Raw genomic sequence first — 16,102 nt, 5'->3', positions numbered from 1 at the left:
AATGAATAACAAAGTATTTAATATCATTGCAGCAATCTGCGTGGGCGCTGGCATAGGTGGTTGCGGAGCGCTCAATACCGACTTATCGATAGCCGAAAATCCGATTCCTGAAACTTTTGACAACCATGTCGACCAAACCTCGATTGCCGAAATCGATTGGCGCGACTATTTTTCGGACCCTCAACTGCTGGAGTTGGTCGATACCGCAATTCGGAACAACTTTGACTTGCAGATCGCTCTGCAACGCATTGAAACCAATCGCGCCAGTGTGAAACTGGCCAACGGCGCGCTGCTGCCGCAAGTCGGCCTGGATATCGGCGGAGGGGTCCGCAAGTTCGGGCTTTATACGATGGACGGCGCGGGGAACGCCAGCACCGAAATCACGCCAGGTCAAACCGTCCCGGAAAATTTGCCGGATATGTATTTGGGCTTGATGGCATCATGGGAAATCGATGTCTGGGGCAAATTACAGAATCAGCGCAAATCTGCGCTTTCGGAATACCTGGCGAGCATCGAAGGGACCAATTTCGTGATCTCCAATCTCGTTGCGGATGTCGCGATTTTTTATTATCAACTTCTGGCGCTCGATAATGAGCTGGAAACCATTAGGCAAACGATACAAAGGCAAAAGGAAGCGCTAGATGTCGTGAAATTGCAGAAAGAGGCGGGGCGCGCAAATGAATTGGCCGTGCAGCAATTCAATGCCCAACTGCTTGAAAGTCAGATCATGGAGAATGAAACACTCCAAAAAATCGCCGAAACCGAAAACAAGATCAATTTCCTGTTGGGCCGCTTTCCGCAACCTGTTTCTCGAAAGAAAGAAGTTCTATTTACCGATATTCCTAAGCAAATCGCTTTGGGCATTCCTTCCGAATTACTATCTAACCGTCCCGATATTCGTCAAGCCGAATTCGAGATCAAGGCCAGTAATTTCGATTTAGAAGCCGCAAAAGCCGCCTTTTTTCCCAATGTCAACATCACAGCAGCCGTGGGCTTTCAAGCATTCAATCCCGAATTTCTGTTCATGTCGCCCGCATCGCTTGCCTATTCAGTCATGGGCACGCTGGTCGCGCCCTTGATCAACTTAAACGCATTGAAAGCACAATTCAATACCGCCAAGGCCAATCAACTATCCGCAATGTATGATTATCAGAAAAAAATATTGAACGCATATGTTGAAGTCAGTAATGAACTTTCAAATATCAAGAATTTACAAAGCATTAACACGCTAAAAAAACAGCAAAGCGATGTATTGAAGCAATCGGTTGAAGCATCGAAAGAACTTTATAAATCGGCTCGTGCCAGCTATCTGGAAGTTCTGGCAGCTCAGCAAAATGCATTGCAAACGAACCTAGAATTGATCGAAGTCGTCAGGCAAAAATGGATTGCGACCGTCAACATATACAAGGCCTTGGGTGGGGGGTGGACTTGATAGAGCGCTGGGGCCGGTTTAACCTGGCTTTGAATAGCATTGGCTGGCCGCGTATCCGTGCATCACGCTCTTTCCTAAGCTCCAGCTTGGGAAAGGCGCTCCGGAAGCTCCAGCTTCCTGAGACCGACACAACCTCCGCACATTCTCAATCAACCCTGGCTTGATCGTTCAATCTTTCTTGATTGTCGGGAAGCTAGAGCTTCCTGAACAAGTTGCCCAAGCTGAAGCTTGGGCAACAGTACATTTTAGCCTTTATGACCTCGATGCCATTTTATGTAACTTGGTACCATAGCCTTTGGATATGATTGATTATCTTGGATGATTTAAGTGCTGGTTTCACGGCGTTACCAAGCGAGTTGGCGAACCCTCAACAAAGCTCATAGTTCCAAGACGTTATTTATCACGAAATCCATAGTACTTGACGTAAAGCTAAGGGGCGCGTAGCGTCCCTTTGAGAGCATGGTTAGCGGCTTTTAGGCCAACGATTCGGATTTCTGGCATCATGCAACACCGCCAAGATATGAACTAAATTGCCACGTACCACATAAAACAAGCCGAATGGAAAACGTGGTAGAAGTGCGCGGCGAACACCTGGAATTACCTCGGCAAATAGCAATGGCGCTTGTTCCAGCCGTTTTAGCTGCAGTTCCATAGCGGCGATAAATTCTTCACCAAGGCCTGGACTCTGTGATTCGTAACATTCTTGGGCTTCGCCGGTTTCACGTAATGCGCGAGCAGAAAACGTCAAGCGGTACGCCATGAACCATCTTTTAGGCGTGATTTAACTTGATCCCAGGAATAACCTGAATCCGGACTCCTCTCAAACTCAATCAGGCGTGATTCCAGTTCAGCCTTAAGCTCTGGTGAAACTTCCACGGCTTCAGGTACTGCGGCGACGCTGTCCCAAATAAGCTCAACAAGTTGAATGCGCTCCTGCACCGGAAGTTTAAGAATATCGGTAATAGAGATAGTGTTCATGACAGATGCGGTATCCATATTCGGTAAAAATCAAAAGCGAAACTTATAAACGGCCCGACGATTTAAGTTTTTCCAAGACTAACTCGTCTACTCGATTATTTGGTGTACCGCCGTTCAATAGATGTTGCGCAGCCTAAACATAGTTTTTGAAAGACGGGTAGTCGCCCTTTAGCTTAACTACGATCTCAATAGCCATTTCAGCTATATACTCTTTTTCCTTCTGAGTGTACCTTTTGCTCATTAACGACGCACCTATAAACTGAAAAAATTATCCCTAAGTCGTACAAACCACGCTTAAGCTAACGCCTAGTTAAGGGGCGCATGCTGTTTTGCGTCCCGCTTGAACGCCTTGTTAGATTGTTATATTTCACTTATGACTCTTGCTTTAAGCTCTGCATTTGAGTCTCTATATGTTTCTATAATATCAGGGGTTTTAGCTTCGGGGTTCAGCTTTATTTTATCTTTATTTTCAGCGTATGTTTCTATCAGTGGGAAACCAAGTAAAATACGGCCAGTACCACCTGTTCTTTCTTGTGCTTTCTTTTCTATTGTAGAACCTACCACCCTATAATAAAGCCTAAAATTACCTTCATAATCTAATATGTGTAGGATAGCGTAACCATGTTCTTTTTTTAAAGTTATAAATGTGTCTTGCAAAAGGCTAATAATGCATAGACCTATGTCAGATGAATCTTCGAAGACAGGGGTTAGACTGTCTTTGTTAAATTTGTTTTCATAGTCATTGAGATAAACAATAATTGAGGCCAGCATGGCGGTAACTATGCCGTTAATATTTAATGTTTCCTTGACTGAGAAAACATCTTCAGCTTTTTTATTTGGCTCATTTTCTAGGGAAAAATCTACTTTCTCCATTTGTGTGCGTATAATTTTTTCAATTACACCTCTGTCTTTATTGGAATGGGCGATACAATCACAAACATCTATTAGTTCTGTAAATGCTTGTTTGAATTTTTCAGGTAGGCCAGCTTCTAATTTAGGCTTTATATGTTTTGAAATTTCACGTAAATCGACAAGTAACTCTTTAATTTCGACTTCAGTATACGATTTGTTTACAAGAGCATCTAAATTCCTCCTAATGCTCAATTGTAATTTTCTAGAGATTAAGTGCATCCTTTTTTCCTTAATTAAAATCTAACGACCAAGCTGTGCGGTGCAAACGGAGCGCAGCGTAGTTTGCATCCGAACGAGCGCCTTGTTATGCATTGACACCAAAATGTAACTCCCGATGGCAATTGGGGCATAAAGCGACTGCATTTTCCACTGTGTCATCCCCGTCTTCTGAGAGTGGCACTGTGTGATGTACCTCAAGGTATGGTGAGCCATCGCTTTTTCTCTTGAATGGCGCAGTTGATTTGCATCTTTCGCAAGCGCCCTTAGCCCGCTCTAGGACCTCAGCAACGACATAAGGGTTACGAATGTAAATTGTTGTTTCGACTGTTTTCTTATCTGGTTTCTTTGGCGCATTTTCTATTTGTCGTTTTCTGTTTTCAGGTGACTCTTTTAGAGCTTTTATAACCTCCAAATTAAACTCATCCAAAACGGAATTTAATGTTGGCTCGGTAATTATTTTATTTGATACCGAAAATCGGCGTTCTCCTGTTTTTGTTATGTAAATTTTATCACCAGCTGTAAGCTTGTGTTTTTCAATAAACCGCCTTGATTCTCCCCTGGCTGATCTGAAAAGTGATTTTTCACTGTCAATATCCGTGAGAACCACTTCACCTGTACCGACAAATATTACTTCTAAAGATTTTGCCATTTCACTCTTATTTTTCCCGCCTAAAGCATCGGCTGGAAATAAATCCGTTCCTTTGGGTAGATAAAAGTGACCTTGGTTAATATTCCCCTGGCTTAATAAAACCTCGGCATATTTCACTTTGCTAGAACCTCGATTTTTTATGCATAACGCCGCAAATCAGCCGCGCGCGCCTTTGGCGCGTCGGCTGGATTTGCCTTGTTAGGTGATTTTGTCTCTCAACTTTCTCATTGCCGTTACAGAGCATTCATACTCTGCGATTGCTTTGCTGATTATTTCTTCAGCCTGTTTTTCAAATTCTATATCTGAATTCTTTCTTCGAGATTTTTCAAGCCAGTTATCAATTTTTGTTTTTCTTCTAGAAAATTCCACTTCATCTAGAGCCTTTGACCTCAGAAAACCTACCCAATTTTGTTCTCGTTTTTCATCTCCATTGCAACGTGCGCAGGAAAGAGCATGATTGTGGATATCATTACTTCCACCTTCCGAGGTTGGAATGAGATGATCTAGGTGTCCGGTACGTGACTTCCTTTCTATAAATATTCCGCAGTAAGCGCATGAGGATTCAAAATATTCCCAGAGTTGATTCTCATCCGTTTTACTTGGGTGCGGATCATAAATAGCGACAAGACTCCTTTTGATCTTGTTTTTTGCCATTGACGGTGTGTCTTTTGCCATTTACTCGCCTAACTATAATTGGACATCCTAAATGACGCAAAATATTGCGTCAAACAGTTGCCTAATTCGGTTTTGAAAATTAAAATCATAAAACTTTCAGTGAGTTGTAAAAAACAACCTTTCCTAATAAAAATGCAAAATACGTCAGTGTCGAATTCGGAAAATTCACCGAAATTATTGGATCAAGTACGGGCTAAGATTCGCTTGAAGCATTATAGCATTCGTACCGAACAGGCCTATACGGACTGGATTAAACGCTATATTTTGCATTTTGGCAAGCGCCATCCGCGTGACTTGGGCGCTAGCGAGGTTGAGCAGTTTTTGACGCATTTGGCGGTCAACGGCAAAGTGGCGGCTTCTACTCAGAATCAGGCGAAAGCCGCTCTGTTGTTTTTGTACCGGGAGGTGCTTGCCATTGAGTTGCCCTGGCTGGATAACGTAGAGCAAGCCAAGGCACCGAAGCGTTTGCCTGTGGTATTGAATCGCGATGAGATTCAAGCGATATTGTCGCGGTTGAGCGGCACGAATCGTCTGATCGCCAGCCTGCTCTACGGTACCGGCATGCGGATTATGGAGTGTTTGCGGCTTAGGGTACAGGATGTGGATTTTACGCGCCGCGAGATTTTGATTCGCGATGGTAAAGGGGCAAAGGATAGGGTGACGATGTTGCCGGGTTTATTGGCGCCCGTATTGCAGGCACATCTCGATAAGACGCAAGGCCTGCATAAAGAGGATTTGGCCCAAGGTTTCGGGGCGGTTTATCTGCCTTTTGCGCTGGAACGAAAATACCCCAATGCGGCCCGAGATTGGATTTGGCAATATGTGTTTCCGGCGGCTAAGTTATCCACCGATCCGCGGAGTGGAGTGGTGCGTCGCCATCACATACAGGAGCAGAGTATGCAGCGCGCCGTGAAACAAGCCGTTCGCGCTGCCGGATTGAGCAAGGCGGCCACGCCGCATACTTTTCGGCACTCGTTCGCCACGCACCTGCTGGAAAGCGGTTATGATATCCGCACCGTGCAGGATTTATTGGGGCATGCGGACGTCAGTACCACCATGATTTACACTAATGTGCTCAATAAGGGCGGCAAAGGCGTAACCAGTCCGTTGGATCAGGTGTTTAGCGGAGGATACTGATGTTCAGTCAGGAGATGAGCCTCGTACCCCACTATATTATGTATAACGATGAGAGCTGGAGCTTTAGAAAGAGATATTGATATCTCTTTGGATGCCGAGCGCTAATCTCGGTTCGAGAGTCCATTGCCGCTTTCGTTTAACCTAGAAAAAGCATTTCACCAGGAAGATCATGAATAGTAGGAAGTTAATTCAATAACTTATTACGCGTATGAATCGAGCTTTCGCTCACCAAAAAGGTTAGCGAGAAGATTTAGAAAATTTCTTGAAATCCTTTATGAACTTCATGTGCTTCATGGTAAAACTGCTGAATTCAGGTTTAAGAGTATTCAACCTTCGGTTTGCCTTCCGATGATTCACACGTTCCTATCGAAAACGCTGTTTCGCCGGCTTCCGCTAAAATTCGCAGCGTTGCTGCCTCGTCTTCTTCCGCGACACAAATGACCATGCCGATGCCGCAATTGAAAGTGGTCAGCATGTCGGCATCCGAAACCTTGCCTTGTTGCTGTAGCCAATCGAAAACTTCCGGGCGTTTCCACGATCCTAATTTGATGTGTGCGGCTGTGTCTTCCGGTAGTACGCGCGGCAGATTTTCGGTGATGCCGCCGCCGGTGATGTGAGCCAGCGCATGAACCGGGACGGATTCCAGTAATTTCAACAGCGGTTTGACGTAGATGCGAGTCGGTTCCAACAGCGCTTCGCCGAGCGTTTTGCCTTGGAAAGGTTCCGATAGCGGCGTATTGCCGTGCGCTAATATTTTACGGACTAGCGAATAGCCGTTCGAATGCGGTCCGCTTGATGCGATGCCGATCAGCTTATCTCCGGCTTTGACCTTGCTGCCGTCGATGATGTTGCTTTTTTCGACGATGCCGACGCAAAATCCGGCTAAGTCGTATTCGCCGTCCGCGTACATGCCGGGCATTTCGGCCGTTTCGCCGCCGACCAGCGCGGCTCCTGCCAATTCGCAGCCTTTACCTATACCTTCGACGACTGCGGCTGCCGTGTCGACATCGAGTTTGCCGGTGGCGAAATAATCGAGAAAGAATAAAGGTTCCGCGCCTTGAACAATGATATCGTTGACGCACATTGCGACTAAGTCGATCCCGACCGTGTTATGGATGCCGAGATCGATCGCCAGTTTGAGCTTAGTGCCTACTCCGTCGGTCCCGGAAACCAGTATCGGTTGGCGGTAGCGGTCGATAGGGAGTTCGAACATCGATCCGAAACCGCCGAGTCCCGCTAATACGCCGGGTATACGGGTTTTGGCCGCGATCGGTTTGATCCGTTCGACCAGTGCATTGCCGGCTTCGATATCCACGCCGGCACTCTTATAATTCAAGCCGTCTTGATTTTGTGCGCTCAATGTGATGTTCTCTTAAAGTAAAAATTTTATTGACCGATATTGTACAAGACATCGTCGGATTTGTGTGAGGGATATGAAGTCACTATTTAGGGTTCTTGTGGTTATCGTTTATTTGTGCGGTTCGTTAAACTGGGCCGCCGAAGTCAAAGGCTTGTTCGAAACGGAGGTCATTGCAAAAAGCCAGCGACCGGAAGATATTGAGGCCGCGATCAAGGAAGCGATGACCATTGTTTTGCAACGGGTATTATCTGGCAGCGGTGTTCTCGATGACCCTGTTGCTAAGACAGCTTTAGCCCAGGCGCGCTTTTACGTCAAGCAGCACCAATATTCGTTGGTTGAGAAATCGAGTGATGCCTCCGGTCAGGCTCGAGCCATGCGGGTTTTGTTTGACGAGACGCGGCTACTGAATTTGCTCAGTACCGGACGATTGGGGATTTGGAGCGAGATTAGGCCGGAAACATTGCTTTGGTTAGTCGTCGACGAACACGGCAAGCGGCGTTTTTTCAAACCTGAATTGATGCCGTCTTTGGAGCATGCTATCAGCCGTGCCGCGAAACAGCAGGGATTGCCGCTGATTTTTCCTTTGCTTGATCTTGAAGAGCGCGCCCAAATTGCCGTGCATGATGTTTTGAGCGCTTATCCTGAACAGCTATTGGATATTTCCGGGCGCTACGATGTGGTGTCGATACTGGCGGGCAGAGTGGCCCGGCAAGCCGATTGTTGGCAGGCGGATTGGGCTTTTTATTTCGACGGAGGCGTGCAGCAGTGGTCAAAGTCTTGCGGCACATTGCATGAAGCGTTGTTGAGCGGTATGCGGGGCATTTATACGCGCTTGTCTCATTATTATGGCGTTAAACCGGATATACTTGAACAAGGCATGATGATGCTTAATATCGCCGGGATTGCCGGTATGAACGATATTTCTCGAGTTACGCGTCATATTGAATCGCTGCCGATGGTCAAATCGGTGGCTTGGCTCAGTGTGAAAGACGGCTTTAATCGCTATAGAATCAATTATAAAGGTGATTTCAGCGTGTTTCGGCATTCGCTCGGTTCCGGTGGCGTCTTAGAGCCAATGGGATCAGTCGGATTGGGCTCTGATGAATTAAGTTCCGACGAATTGAGTTTTAGACTGCTTCCCATGCGGTAAAGTCGTGATATATTCTTGAGTGTTGTATTCAATTTAAAAACTATTTAACCCAGCCTTTACAAATGTAGTGCCTACGTCTAAGTTATTGAAGCATAAGAATAAAAAAACGTGCTAAAAATAGCTTTGTAGCGGCATAATATTTTAATTGTCTTAATTTTCAGTAGTTTATAATAGGCAAATGTTAAGGCTGGGTTAAGGTTAAGCAAGGATAAGGCTTTTGCATACGCCAATTAAAATAACTATAAATGTGAGAAGGTTATGATGATAAAGAAATTATTGAAACTGACTGTCTTTTCGATTGCCGCATCATTGGCAAATGGGGCTTTTGCTTATTCCGAAGATATGGATAAGCCCGCATGCAAAACACCAAAATTCAGGGATTTTAATCTGCCGGTTTATAGCGCGGAAAACAAAGCCGAGGTCGCGCCCGAATCCGAACTGATGTTTACGATTTCCAATTGGATAGCGCCGGAATCTGTTAGTGTAACGGCAAAAGGTATTCCTCTGGAGGTGGAGGTCGAAAATAAAAACAGTTTTTTTAGAGTCAGCGCAAAATTACCGGCTTCATTAAACGGAAAATTTGCTCGAATCAACGTAAGAGCCGATGCCGTTCTTGGCTGTAAAGGCATGGATGGGTGGTTGATTAAGATTGCCGATAGTCCTCAAATTTTGGCCTCCGAGCCCGAAGCCGACGAAAATATTGGCAAGACTGATCCAGAACAGGTTGTCGACAAAGTTGAAGAAGAGAAAGTCGAGGCTATAGTCGAGAAAGTGGGCGAATAATCCGCTGGCCGTTGCGTTGGCTAATAAAGGATCTTATCGGGTTTAGCATTCCATAGCTTAAAAGGCTTGAGATCGTTGTCTTGTTTGAGGTTTAACATGACGATGCGTCTTTCATTCGGCGGTAGCGGAATTTCATCATAAATGAAGCTGTCGTCGAATCCGGCAGCGGCCGCGTCTTCTCTGCTGCAGGCGTAATAAACATTGTCGAGACGGGCCCAATAAATCGCTCCTAGGCACATCGGGCACGGTTCGCAACTGGTGTACAAGGTACAGCCGGTCAATTGAAAGTCGTTCAGAGCTTGGCAGGCCATGCGAATGGCCATGACTTCGGCATGAGCGGTCGGGTCGAGCCGGCTGGTGACTTGGTTGCCGCTGGCGGCAATGATTTTATTTTCTTTAACGATCAGTGCGCCGTAAGGGCCGCCTTGTCCAGATTCGACGTTTTCGGCAGCGAGGTCGATCGCATGTTGTAAATAGCTCGAGTGTGTGCTCATAAGCCTAAAGGGTTGTTGGGGTCGATGCCCGGCATAAACGGAATACGTCGGTCTTGATCGGTGATCTGATAAATTTTTCCGAGCCAGTTGTTAAAGACCGCTCGAGCCGTATCTCGCCAAGTATTGTCGATGTAATCGAGAACGGCGGCTTCCGGAAAAGGTTCGATCGGTTTATTTCCTCGTCGCGACGCTATAACATGATCGCGGTAGTCTGTGAAAATGCGCTGGACTTTGGGGCTGAAATAATGCTCCGGAAAAGGCGGATAGTCTTCTATGTCGCCGTTATAATAACGAGTCACCTCGCGCTTGTATTCTTTCAGCAGGCTGATGTCGTCGTACTCCGGGTGGCCTTGAAAGAATACGATTCGGAAACCGTCCGGACTAACCGCCAGATGTACGCCTGCCCCCTTGCTCGCAACTAATACTTTTAAGCCTTTTTGTTCTATGTCTTCGCGAAAGATTTCGTTAAAACGCGAATGCGGGACATCGAAACGGGTATTGATTTCCGAGACCAAGGGATGTTTGCGATCCAGTACTTTGTGCGGAAACACGCCCCAGCGTTTAGCCGGTAAACGGGTTCTTTCGATGCCGTAGCAAAACTGTATGACGGCGTGCGTTGCCAGGCACGAACATAAAATAGACGGAACGTTTTGTTTGGCCCACAAGAACACTTCGGTCAGCGGTTGCCAAAAATCTTCCTGCTCTAGTTTCGGTTGCGTGACATTGGCGCCGCTGATGATCAAGGCGTCCAGTCCGTCGCGCTTGATGGTTTCGAACGATTCGTAATAACGTTCTATGTGTGCTTTTGCTTCCAAGCTTCGGGGCAATCCGTCGACGGTAAACGGGTGGACATGAAACTGCGTGATTTGGTTACACGCGCCGACCAACCGGAAAAATTGACGCTCGGTGGCTTCAAGCGCGGCATCCGGCATCATATTCAGCAAGCCGATATGCATTTCTCGAATATCTTGGTGGCGCGCCCGCTCCGGCTTCAGAATTTCTTCGCCTTCTTCACGCAGACGCTGGAATGTCGGTAAATCGGTGTGTGCGACTAAGGGCATTAATCCTAACCTTGTTTAAGCCTATTGTTCGGCGATCGCGTCTGCGATCAGCCGAATGAAATCGTCTTCGTTGTTGACCTGTGCGGCATCGTTGGCGTCGATAGTATAGCCGTACTGCCGGGCAATCGCTTCATAACGAGGTAAGCGCGATTTGAATAATTCCGGGAAGACCCATGTGACGAATTCGTCAGGCGGAATCATTTCGGGGTCCGAATAGTGGTGTTTGACCATGAATTCGGCCAGTTTTTCATCCAAAAAGGCTTCACGATAATAAAGTGGCTTCGGGTCGGTTTTAGCGCGCTCGATAATAGTTTTTCCGAGATCCGGCGGAATCTTGATATAGAGAATTAGCGTATGACTGGCGAGCGTTTCTAGTACAGCCCGGTTGTCCAGTTCGCATAAACTGCCGCCGGCATCATTAATGAAATGTTTGTAGCCGTAGATGTCTTCGGATTTTTTTATGAAATCGGGAACATCGAGCATTGCTGCGATTTCGGCTTCATGATGCAATTGTTGGCGGCGTTTGAATTCCGTTAAAGACAATCCGCCTAGCTCGGGGTTGCCGATTTTACCGAGAAAACTCGATACCGGAGTTAGGTTGTCGACGGTAACGTTGTTGCATATATAGATGGAGTCGGATAGCAGTAACTCTCGCAAAAATGGTACATCCATCGCTCGACGCTTGATGTTGTCCAGGATGGGTTCATCCAGATACTTGGTGCCGATCCGATAGTCGCCGGAATAATGAAACCATTTTTGTCTAGGAAGCTTATTGGCCAGTGTGGTTTTACCCGCGCCAGACATGGCCATTAGTGTAATGCTTTTGGACTCCCAATCCAGGAATTCCGGTGCACTCATTTTCATGCGAAGTGTTTCCGTTAATCGATGTAATCGTCAAAGTTTAAATTGTCCATATTGCGACGGTGTTCGTCCGTGTCGCTGTAACCGAGATCTTCGTCGTCCAGTTCGAAAGGCGCACTCCAATCTTCGGGTTCCTCAATATAGTCGAAGGTCGAATTATACCAACTGTCGTTGTCGTATTCGCCAATCTCTCCGTTTAAATATTGTACTTCGATTGAATCGTCGCTTTCATCGATCGCAATGATTTTGAACGTTAAATTATTTTCGACATCTTTGTACCATCTGTCGATGACGGGGTCTGCTATTGTCGTCATGTTAAATTCCTCAAAAAATTAGGGTATTCCGTATAAACCTTCATAACCTGATTGATAGATTGTTATCGGCTGGTTATCTAACCGGCAATCGTTTGCAAGCCGGCCGGTTGTAAAAATTATGATCGCCGTTACCATCAAAGCTAGCTGAAATTGCCTGTAAAGAAAAGAAGTTTTTAACGGTCGTGGCAAATAAATAAATTCATGGTTTGGTAAGGAATAGCGTTGTATTTTTCGAGGTAAAGGTTTGCCGAAGGCAGTTGTTTTTGGTCAATCGGCAGCAATAGTTTGCGGATGAATTGTTGAGCTTCGGTTGGATACGATGAGTTGATCGGGCCTTAGCTGAATTTGCGAGGCTTTTTCAAGCGGTACAATGCCGAAATGTCCTCGTCACCAAAGCCTTGATCCATTAACTGTTTGTAATTGAGCAATGTCATTTCGGCCAAAGGAATAGGCGTCTCAGCGTTTTCGGTCATCGCGCGGCAGATTTCCAAATCTTTGTGATGTAATGCCAATTTGAAGCCCGGTGCGAACGTACCCTGCATCATTGTCGGCCCTCTATGTTCGAGAAACCAATTGCCCGCAGCGCCACCCGAGACGACTTCGATGACTTTATCCATCGGCAGGCCTTGCGCTTCGCCGAAGGCGAGTGCTTCGGTCACGGCTTGGTTGATGCCGGCGGCCATGATTTGATTGACCGCTTTGGTGGCTTGGCCGCTGCCGACCGGTCCCATGTGCAGAATGCGCGCGGCGATCGAGGCAAGAATAGGCCGGATTTTGTCCAAAGCTTCGTTACTCCCGCCGACCATCATTGCCAATGTGCCTTTTTTCGCGCCTTCGACGCCGCCCGAGACTGGCGCATCGAGAAATTGCGCTTGTTTTTCGGCGAGTATCTCGGCAGCTTGTTGTGCGGTTGCACTGTTGACCGTTGACATATCCACGACGACCGCACCCGGTTTAACCGTCTGAGCGACGGCGGTAACCATTTCGAGTACGTCTTCGTCGCGCGAGATGCAAATCAAAATGAGCTCGCACGCGGCGGCGAGTTCGGGCGGGGTGTCGAATGCGACGACACCGAGTTCGTCGGACAACGCTTGCGCCTTGCTAGCAGTGCGGTTATAGACGCCGGCTAAAAAACCTGCCTTCGCGAGATTTCTCGCCATGCCGGCGCCCATTGCGCCTAGTCCGATAAGTCCTGTTTTAATCATGATATTTAACTATGGTTTCGATTATTTGTCTCGTTCCCAAGCTCCAGCTTGGGAATGCCTACCTTCAAGCTCTGCTTGACGAAGCTCACAGGTTTTATGTCGGGTTACGCTGCGCTAACCCGACCTACGCGGCTTACGTTCCTTGCGCTGATAGGCCCCGTCTTTAATTAACTTCATTTTTCAAAGCGGCAATATGCGCATCGACATCGTCAATTTCAGTGAAACCGGTCATGTCGCCTCGTTTGACTTTAGCCAAAGTTTGTAAGCAAAGGGTTTTGTCTATTTTCGAGTCCTGTTCGCTCAACAAGCCCAGCCTAAAGTAATGAATCAAATCGTATAATTCGACCAACTTGGCTTCAGGAATATACTTCGCACGGCCATGTTTTCGGCTTTTATGGCAATGCTATTTTGTTCGGTAGCAAGGCGCGAAAACAGGCGCATAGCAAGCTATGTAACTGTTTTCGCAACGCAGCTACCGGACAAAAGAGCGCGCCAGAAAACTGAAAATGTGGCCGTGCGAAGTATATGTTCCAGTTCCTCAATAATATCGTCTTTTATCATAAATACCTCGTTATTCAGCCGAGTCGTTATTTTTCCAAATAAGTATAAGCCCGAAGCCCCGCTTCGAGTTCTTTTTCATATTCGTAGCGCTCCAGTTCGCCGATACCGCTTTGCGTTAGCTTTGCATGATAGGCTTCCTTCAATTCTTCGGGATTGATATGGACATAATCCAATAAATCGGAGACATGCTCGCCTTCTTGTAAATCGGAAAAATGATAACCGTTAGCATCGAGTTCGATATTGATCGAATGCGTGTCGCCGAATAGATTATGCATATCGCCGAGAATTTCCTGATAGGCTCCGACCATGAAAAAACCGATAAGATAGGGTTCGTTCAAGTCGATTTTGTGAAGCGGCATCGTATTTTCGATATTCGGCCCGTCGACGTAGCGATCGATACGGCCATCCGAATCACAGGTTAAGTCTTGCAGTACCGCGCGGCGGGAGGGTTGCTCGCCGAGACGGTGAATCGGCATGATCGGGAATATTTGGTCGATACCCCAAATGTCAGGCAACGATTGAAATAAAGAGAAATTGCAAAAGACCTTGTCGGCGAGCTTTTCATTAAGTTCTTGCAAAATCAACGCCTCGCTGTGGTTGTTCGGGTTCAGGTGCGTTTTGATTTGACGGAATAGCCGGACGTAATCGCGCTCGGCATCGGAGAGTTCGATCAGCCCGAGTTTACCTTGCACGAAGGCGCTTCGCGCTTCGCTTAGATTGAATTGGGCGTCGTGATAATGTTCGGCGATGTTGTGCGAAGAAATCGGCGTGTCGTGTACGTCGAGTTCGGTATCGATCGATTCGATATCGGTGACATTGCTGATTAGCACGGCATGATGCGCGGTCAATGCTCTGCCGGATTCGGTGATGATGTGCGGTTGCGTTAAACCGTTTTCGGCGCAGGTTTCGGCGAAGCTGCGTACGATGTTTTGCGCATATTCGTCGACGCTGTAATTGATCGAGCAGTCGCGGCGCGAACGGCTGCCGTCATAATCGACGCCGAGTCCGCCGCCGGCATCGACAGTATCGATTAACGCGCCTAAGTGGTGGAATGCGGCATAAAACTGTCCGGCCTCCTTGAGCGCGGTTTTGATATCGTGAATATTTGCGATTTGCGATCCCATGTGGAAATGCATCAGTTTCAGCGTGTCCAGCAGGCCTTCCTTGTCGAGACGCTCGACTAATTGCAGGACTTCTCCGGCGTGAAAGCCGAATTTGGATTTTTCGCCGCCGCTGTTTTGCCATTTTCCGGCGCTGATGCTCGAAAGCCGGACTCTGACTCCGAGCAGCGGCTTGATGCCCAGTTTTTGCGATTCCTGCAGAATCATTTCCAGCTCGGATGGTTTTTCTATGACGATATAAACCTTCAATCCCATGCGTAAGCCGATCAAGGCGAGGCGAATATAAGCGCGGTCTTTATAGCCGTTGCAGACAATCAGTCCGGGCGACAAGGCCAGGATTGCCAACAATTCCGGTTTGCTGCCGGCTTCAAGGCCTACATTGCCACCGGATAAAATGCCTTCGATGACTTTTCGTTGTTGATTGACCTTAATAGGATACACCGGCGTGTAATTACCGTTATATCGGTGAGTCTCGCGTGCCTTGTCGAATGCGGAATGCAATTGCTTGACCCGGTTTTTTAGAATGTCGGTAAAACGTACTAATACCGGTAAAGATAGGTTTTTTTCGTTTAAGGTTTGTGCGATTTCGTATAAATCCAGCTCGACATTTTGATCGGGGCAGGGTTTAACGGTCACTCGTCCGGCTTTGTTGATCGAAAAAAAGCCTTCGCCCCAATTGGCGATGCCGTAAGTATGTGCCGATTGTTCAATGGTCCAGGGTTGTTCAGGCTTGGCTTGCACAGGGCTTCCTCGATTTTAAGTATTGATTCAGAGTTGGAAATGGGTACGAATAATACGGATTTACACCGATTTTCTAATGCCGTGTACTCGTAAAGGCTTAGGCTTTGCAAAGTTATTGAAGCGAATCCGCGTTGATGTCATAGAAAAAAACTGGGCGGCAGGCCTTAGTTATCGGTTTTCATGCACTAAGGATTCGGTTATAAATAACTTCCCTATTTTAATGCAGGGTAAGCAGGTTCGGTAACTCGATTGGAAGGTGTCGGCGGCAGGGCAGATTTTTGCTCCTCGGCAATTGCTCCTGCATTGCCCTAATACACGCCATCCATGGCGTAATGCAAAATCTGCATTCATGCCATCCATGGCAATCAGTCGCCGCCGTCAAGCCTACACGGACGTATTCACCCAGCACCTAAATCCAGCACCTAAATTCCATAGCCCATTAGCAATGT

At 47.0% G+C, this 16,102-nt stretch carries 17 protein-coding genes; 4 read left to right on the top strand and 13 right to left on the bottom strand.

Annotated elements, in window-relative coordinates; translation table 11 throughout:
- Nucleotide 1: 1 nt before the first annotated feature.
- On the top strand, nucleotides 2–1,432 hold the full coding sequence (locus ACRJJO_RS17420; protein WP_431066911.1) for a TolC family protein: 1,431 nt from the start codon (nucleotides 2–4) through the stop codon (nucleotides 1,430–1,432).
- A gap of 463 nt (nucleotides 1,433–1,895) precedes the next feature.
- Here ACRJJO_RS17420 and ACRJJO_RS17415 read toward each other — a convergent pair whose 3' ends face one another.
- From ACRJJO_RS17415 to ACRJJO_RS17395, 5 genes are all read right to left on the bottom strand, one after another.
- Complete coding sequence (locus ACRJJO_RS17415) at nucleotides 1,896–2,180, bottom strand: type II toxin-antitoxin system RelE/ParE family toxin (protein ID WP_431066910.1); 285 nt, start codon at nucleotides 2,178–2,180, stop codon at nucleotides 1,896–1,898.
- Nucleotides 2,177–2,428, bottom strand: a complete 252-nt coding sequence (locus ACRJJO_RS17410; RefSeq protein ID WP_431066909.1) for an addiction module protein — start codon at nucleotides 2,426–2,428, stop codon at nucleotides 2,177–2,179. The genes ACRJJO_RS17415 and ACRJJO_RS17410 overlap by 4 nt, the downstream gene beginning before the upstream one ends.
- 342 nt (nucleotides 2,429–2,770) lie before the next feature.
- A complete protein-coding gene (locus tag ACRJJO_RS17405) occupies nucleotides 2,771–3,541 on the bottom strand; it encodes a hypothetical protein (RefSeq protein WP_431066908.1) in 771 nt (256 codons plus the stop codon).
- Between the two features lie 85 nt (nucleotides 3,542–3,626).
- Nucleotides 3,627–4,307 carry an HNH endonuclease gene (locus ACRJJO_RS17400; protein WP_431066907.1) on the bottom strand — a complete coding sequence of 227 codons (681 nt, stop codon included), beginning with the start codon at nucleotides 4,305–4,307 and terminating at the stop codon, nucleotides 3,627–3,629.
- Nucleotides 4,308–4,388: 81 nt separating this feature from the next.
- A complete protein-coding gene (locus ACRJJO_RS17395; RefSeq protein ID WP_431066906.1) occupies nucleotides 4,389–4,865 on the bottom strand; it encodes an HNH endonuclease in 477 nt (158 codons plus the stop codon).
- A 132-nt stretch (nucleotides 4,866–4,997) separates the two neighbouring features.
- Between ACRJJO_RS17395 and ACRJJO_RS17390 the strand changes: the two genes are divergently transcribed.
- Complete coding sequence (locus ACRJJO_RS17390; RefSeq protein WP_431066905.1) at nucleotides 4,998–6,002, top strand: integron integrase; 1,005 nt, start codon at nucleotides 4,998–5,000, stop codon at nucleotides 6,000–6,002.
- A 316-nt stretch (nucleotides 6,003–6,318) separates the two neighbouring features.
- Here the strand turns inward: ACRJJO_RS17390 and purM are convergent, their stop codons facing one another.
- Nucleotides 6,319–7,362 (bottom strand): phosphoribosylformylglycinamidine cyclo-ligase, encoded by a 1,044-nt coding sequence (gene purM / locus ACRJJO_RS17385; protein WP_431066904.1) that lies wholly within the window; start codon nucleotides 7,360–7,362, stop codon nucleotides 6,319–6,321.
- A 73-nt stretch (nucleotides 7,363–7,435) separates the two neighbouring features.
- On the opposite strand from purM, the gene ACRJJO_RS17380 reads away from it, so the two are divergent.
- Together ACRJJO_RS17380 and ACRJJO_RS17375 are read left to right on the top strand one after the other, a co-directional pair.
- Entirely contained in the window at nucleotides 7,436–8,512 is a 1,077-nt protein-coding gene (locus ACRJJO_RS17380) for a DUF2066 domain-containing protein (RefSeq protein ID WP_431066903.1), read from the top strand.
- Nucleotides 8,513–8,770: 258 nt separating this feature from the next.
- Nucleotides 8,771–9,295, top strand: a complete 525-nt coding sequence (locus ACRJJO_RS17375; protein ID WP_431066902.1) for a hypothetical protein — start codon at nucleotides 8,771–8,773, stop codon at nucleotides 9,293–9,295.
- Nucleotides 9,296–9,315: 20 nt separating this feature from the next.
- On the opposite strand, the gene ACRJJO_RS17370 is transcribed toward ACRJJO_RS17375, so the two are convergent.
- The 7 genes from ACRJJO_RS17370 to speA form a co-directional block, all read right to left on the bottom strand.
- Entirely contained in the window at nucleotides 9,316–9,789 is a 474-nt protein-coding gene (locus ACRJJO_RS17370) for a nucleoside deaminase (RefSeq protein WP_431066901.1), read from the bottom strand.
- A complete protein-coding gene (gene metA, locus ACRJJO_RS17365) occupies nucleotides 9,786–10,850 on the bottom strand; it encodes a homoserine O-succinyltransferase MetA (protein WP_431066900.1) in 1,065 nt (354 codons plus the stop codon). The genes ACRJJO_RS17370 and metA overlap by 4 nt, the downstream gene beginning before the upstream one ends.
- A gap of 21 nt (nucleotides 10,851–10,871) precedes the next feature.
- The gene (locus ACRJJO_RS17360) at nucleotides 10,872–11,714 is read right to left on the bottom strand and encodes an ATPase (protein ID WP_431066899.1); all 843 of its coding nucleotides are present in this window, start codon (nucleotides 11,712–11,714) and stop codon (nucleotides 10,872–10,874) included.
- Nucleotides 11,715–11,728: 14 nt separating this feature from the next.
- The gene (locus tag ACRJJO_RS17355; protein ID WP_404359902.1) at nucleotides 11,729–12,025 is read right to left on the bottom strand and encodes a DUF6763 family protein; all 297 of its coding nucleotides are present in this window, start codon (nucleotides 12,023–12,025) and stop codon (nucleotides 11,729–11,731) included.
- Nucleotides 12,026–12,360: 335 nt separating this feature from the next.
- Nucleotides 12,361–13,227, bottom strand: coding sequence for an NAD(P)-dependent oxidoreductase (locus ACRJJO_RS17350; RefSeq protein WP_431066922.1), 867 nt, complete (start codon nucleotides 13,225–13,227; stop codon nucleotides 12,361–12,363).
- Nucleotides 13,228–13,393: 166 nt separating this feature from the next.
- On the bottom strand, nucleotides 13,394–13,579 hold the full coding sequence (locus ACRJJO_RS17345) for a hypothetical protein (protein WP_431066898.1): 186 nt from the start codon (nucleotides 13,577–13,579) through the stop codon (nucleotides 13,394–13,396).
- 238 nt (nucleotides 13,580–13,817) lie between these two features.
- Nucleotides 13,818–15,653 (bottom strand): biosynthetic arginine decarboxylase, encoded by a 1,836-nt coding sequence (gene speA / locus ACRJJO_RS17340; RefSeq protein ID WP_431066897.1) that lies wholly within the window; start codon nucleotides 15,651–15,653, stop codon nucleotides 13,818–13,820.
- Nucleotides 15,654–16,102 lie beyond the last annotated feature (449 nt).

The organism is Methylotuvimicrobium sp. (assembly GCF_050611805.1).
Lineage (GTDB): Bacteria > Pseudomonadota > Gammaproteobacteria > Methylococcales > Methylomonadaceae > Methylotuvimicrobium.
Note: the sequence above shows the minus strand (reverse complement) of the source record. Positions and strands in the feature narration are given on the sequence as shown.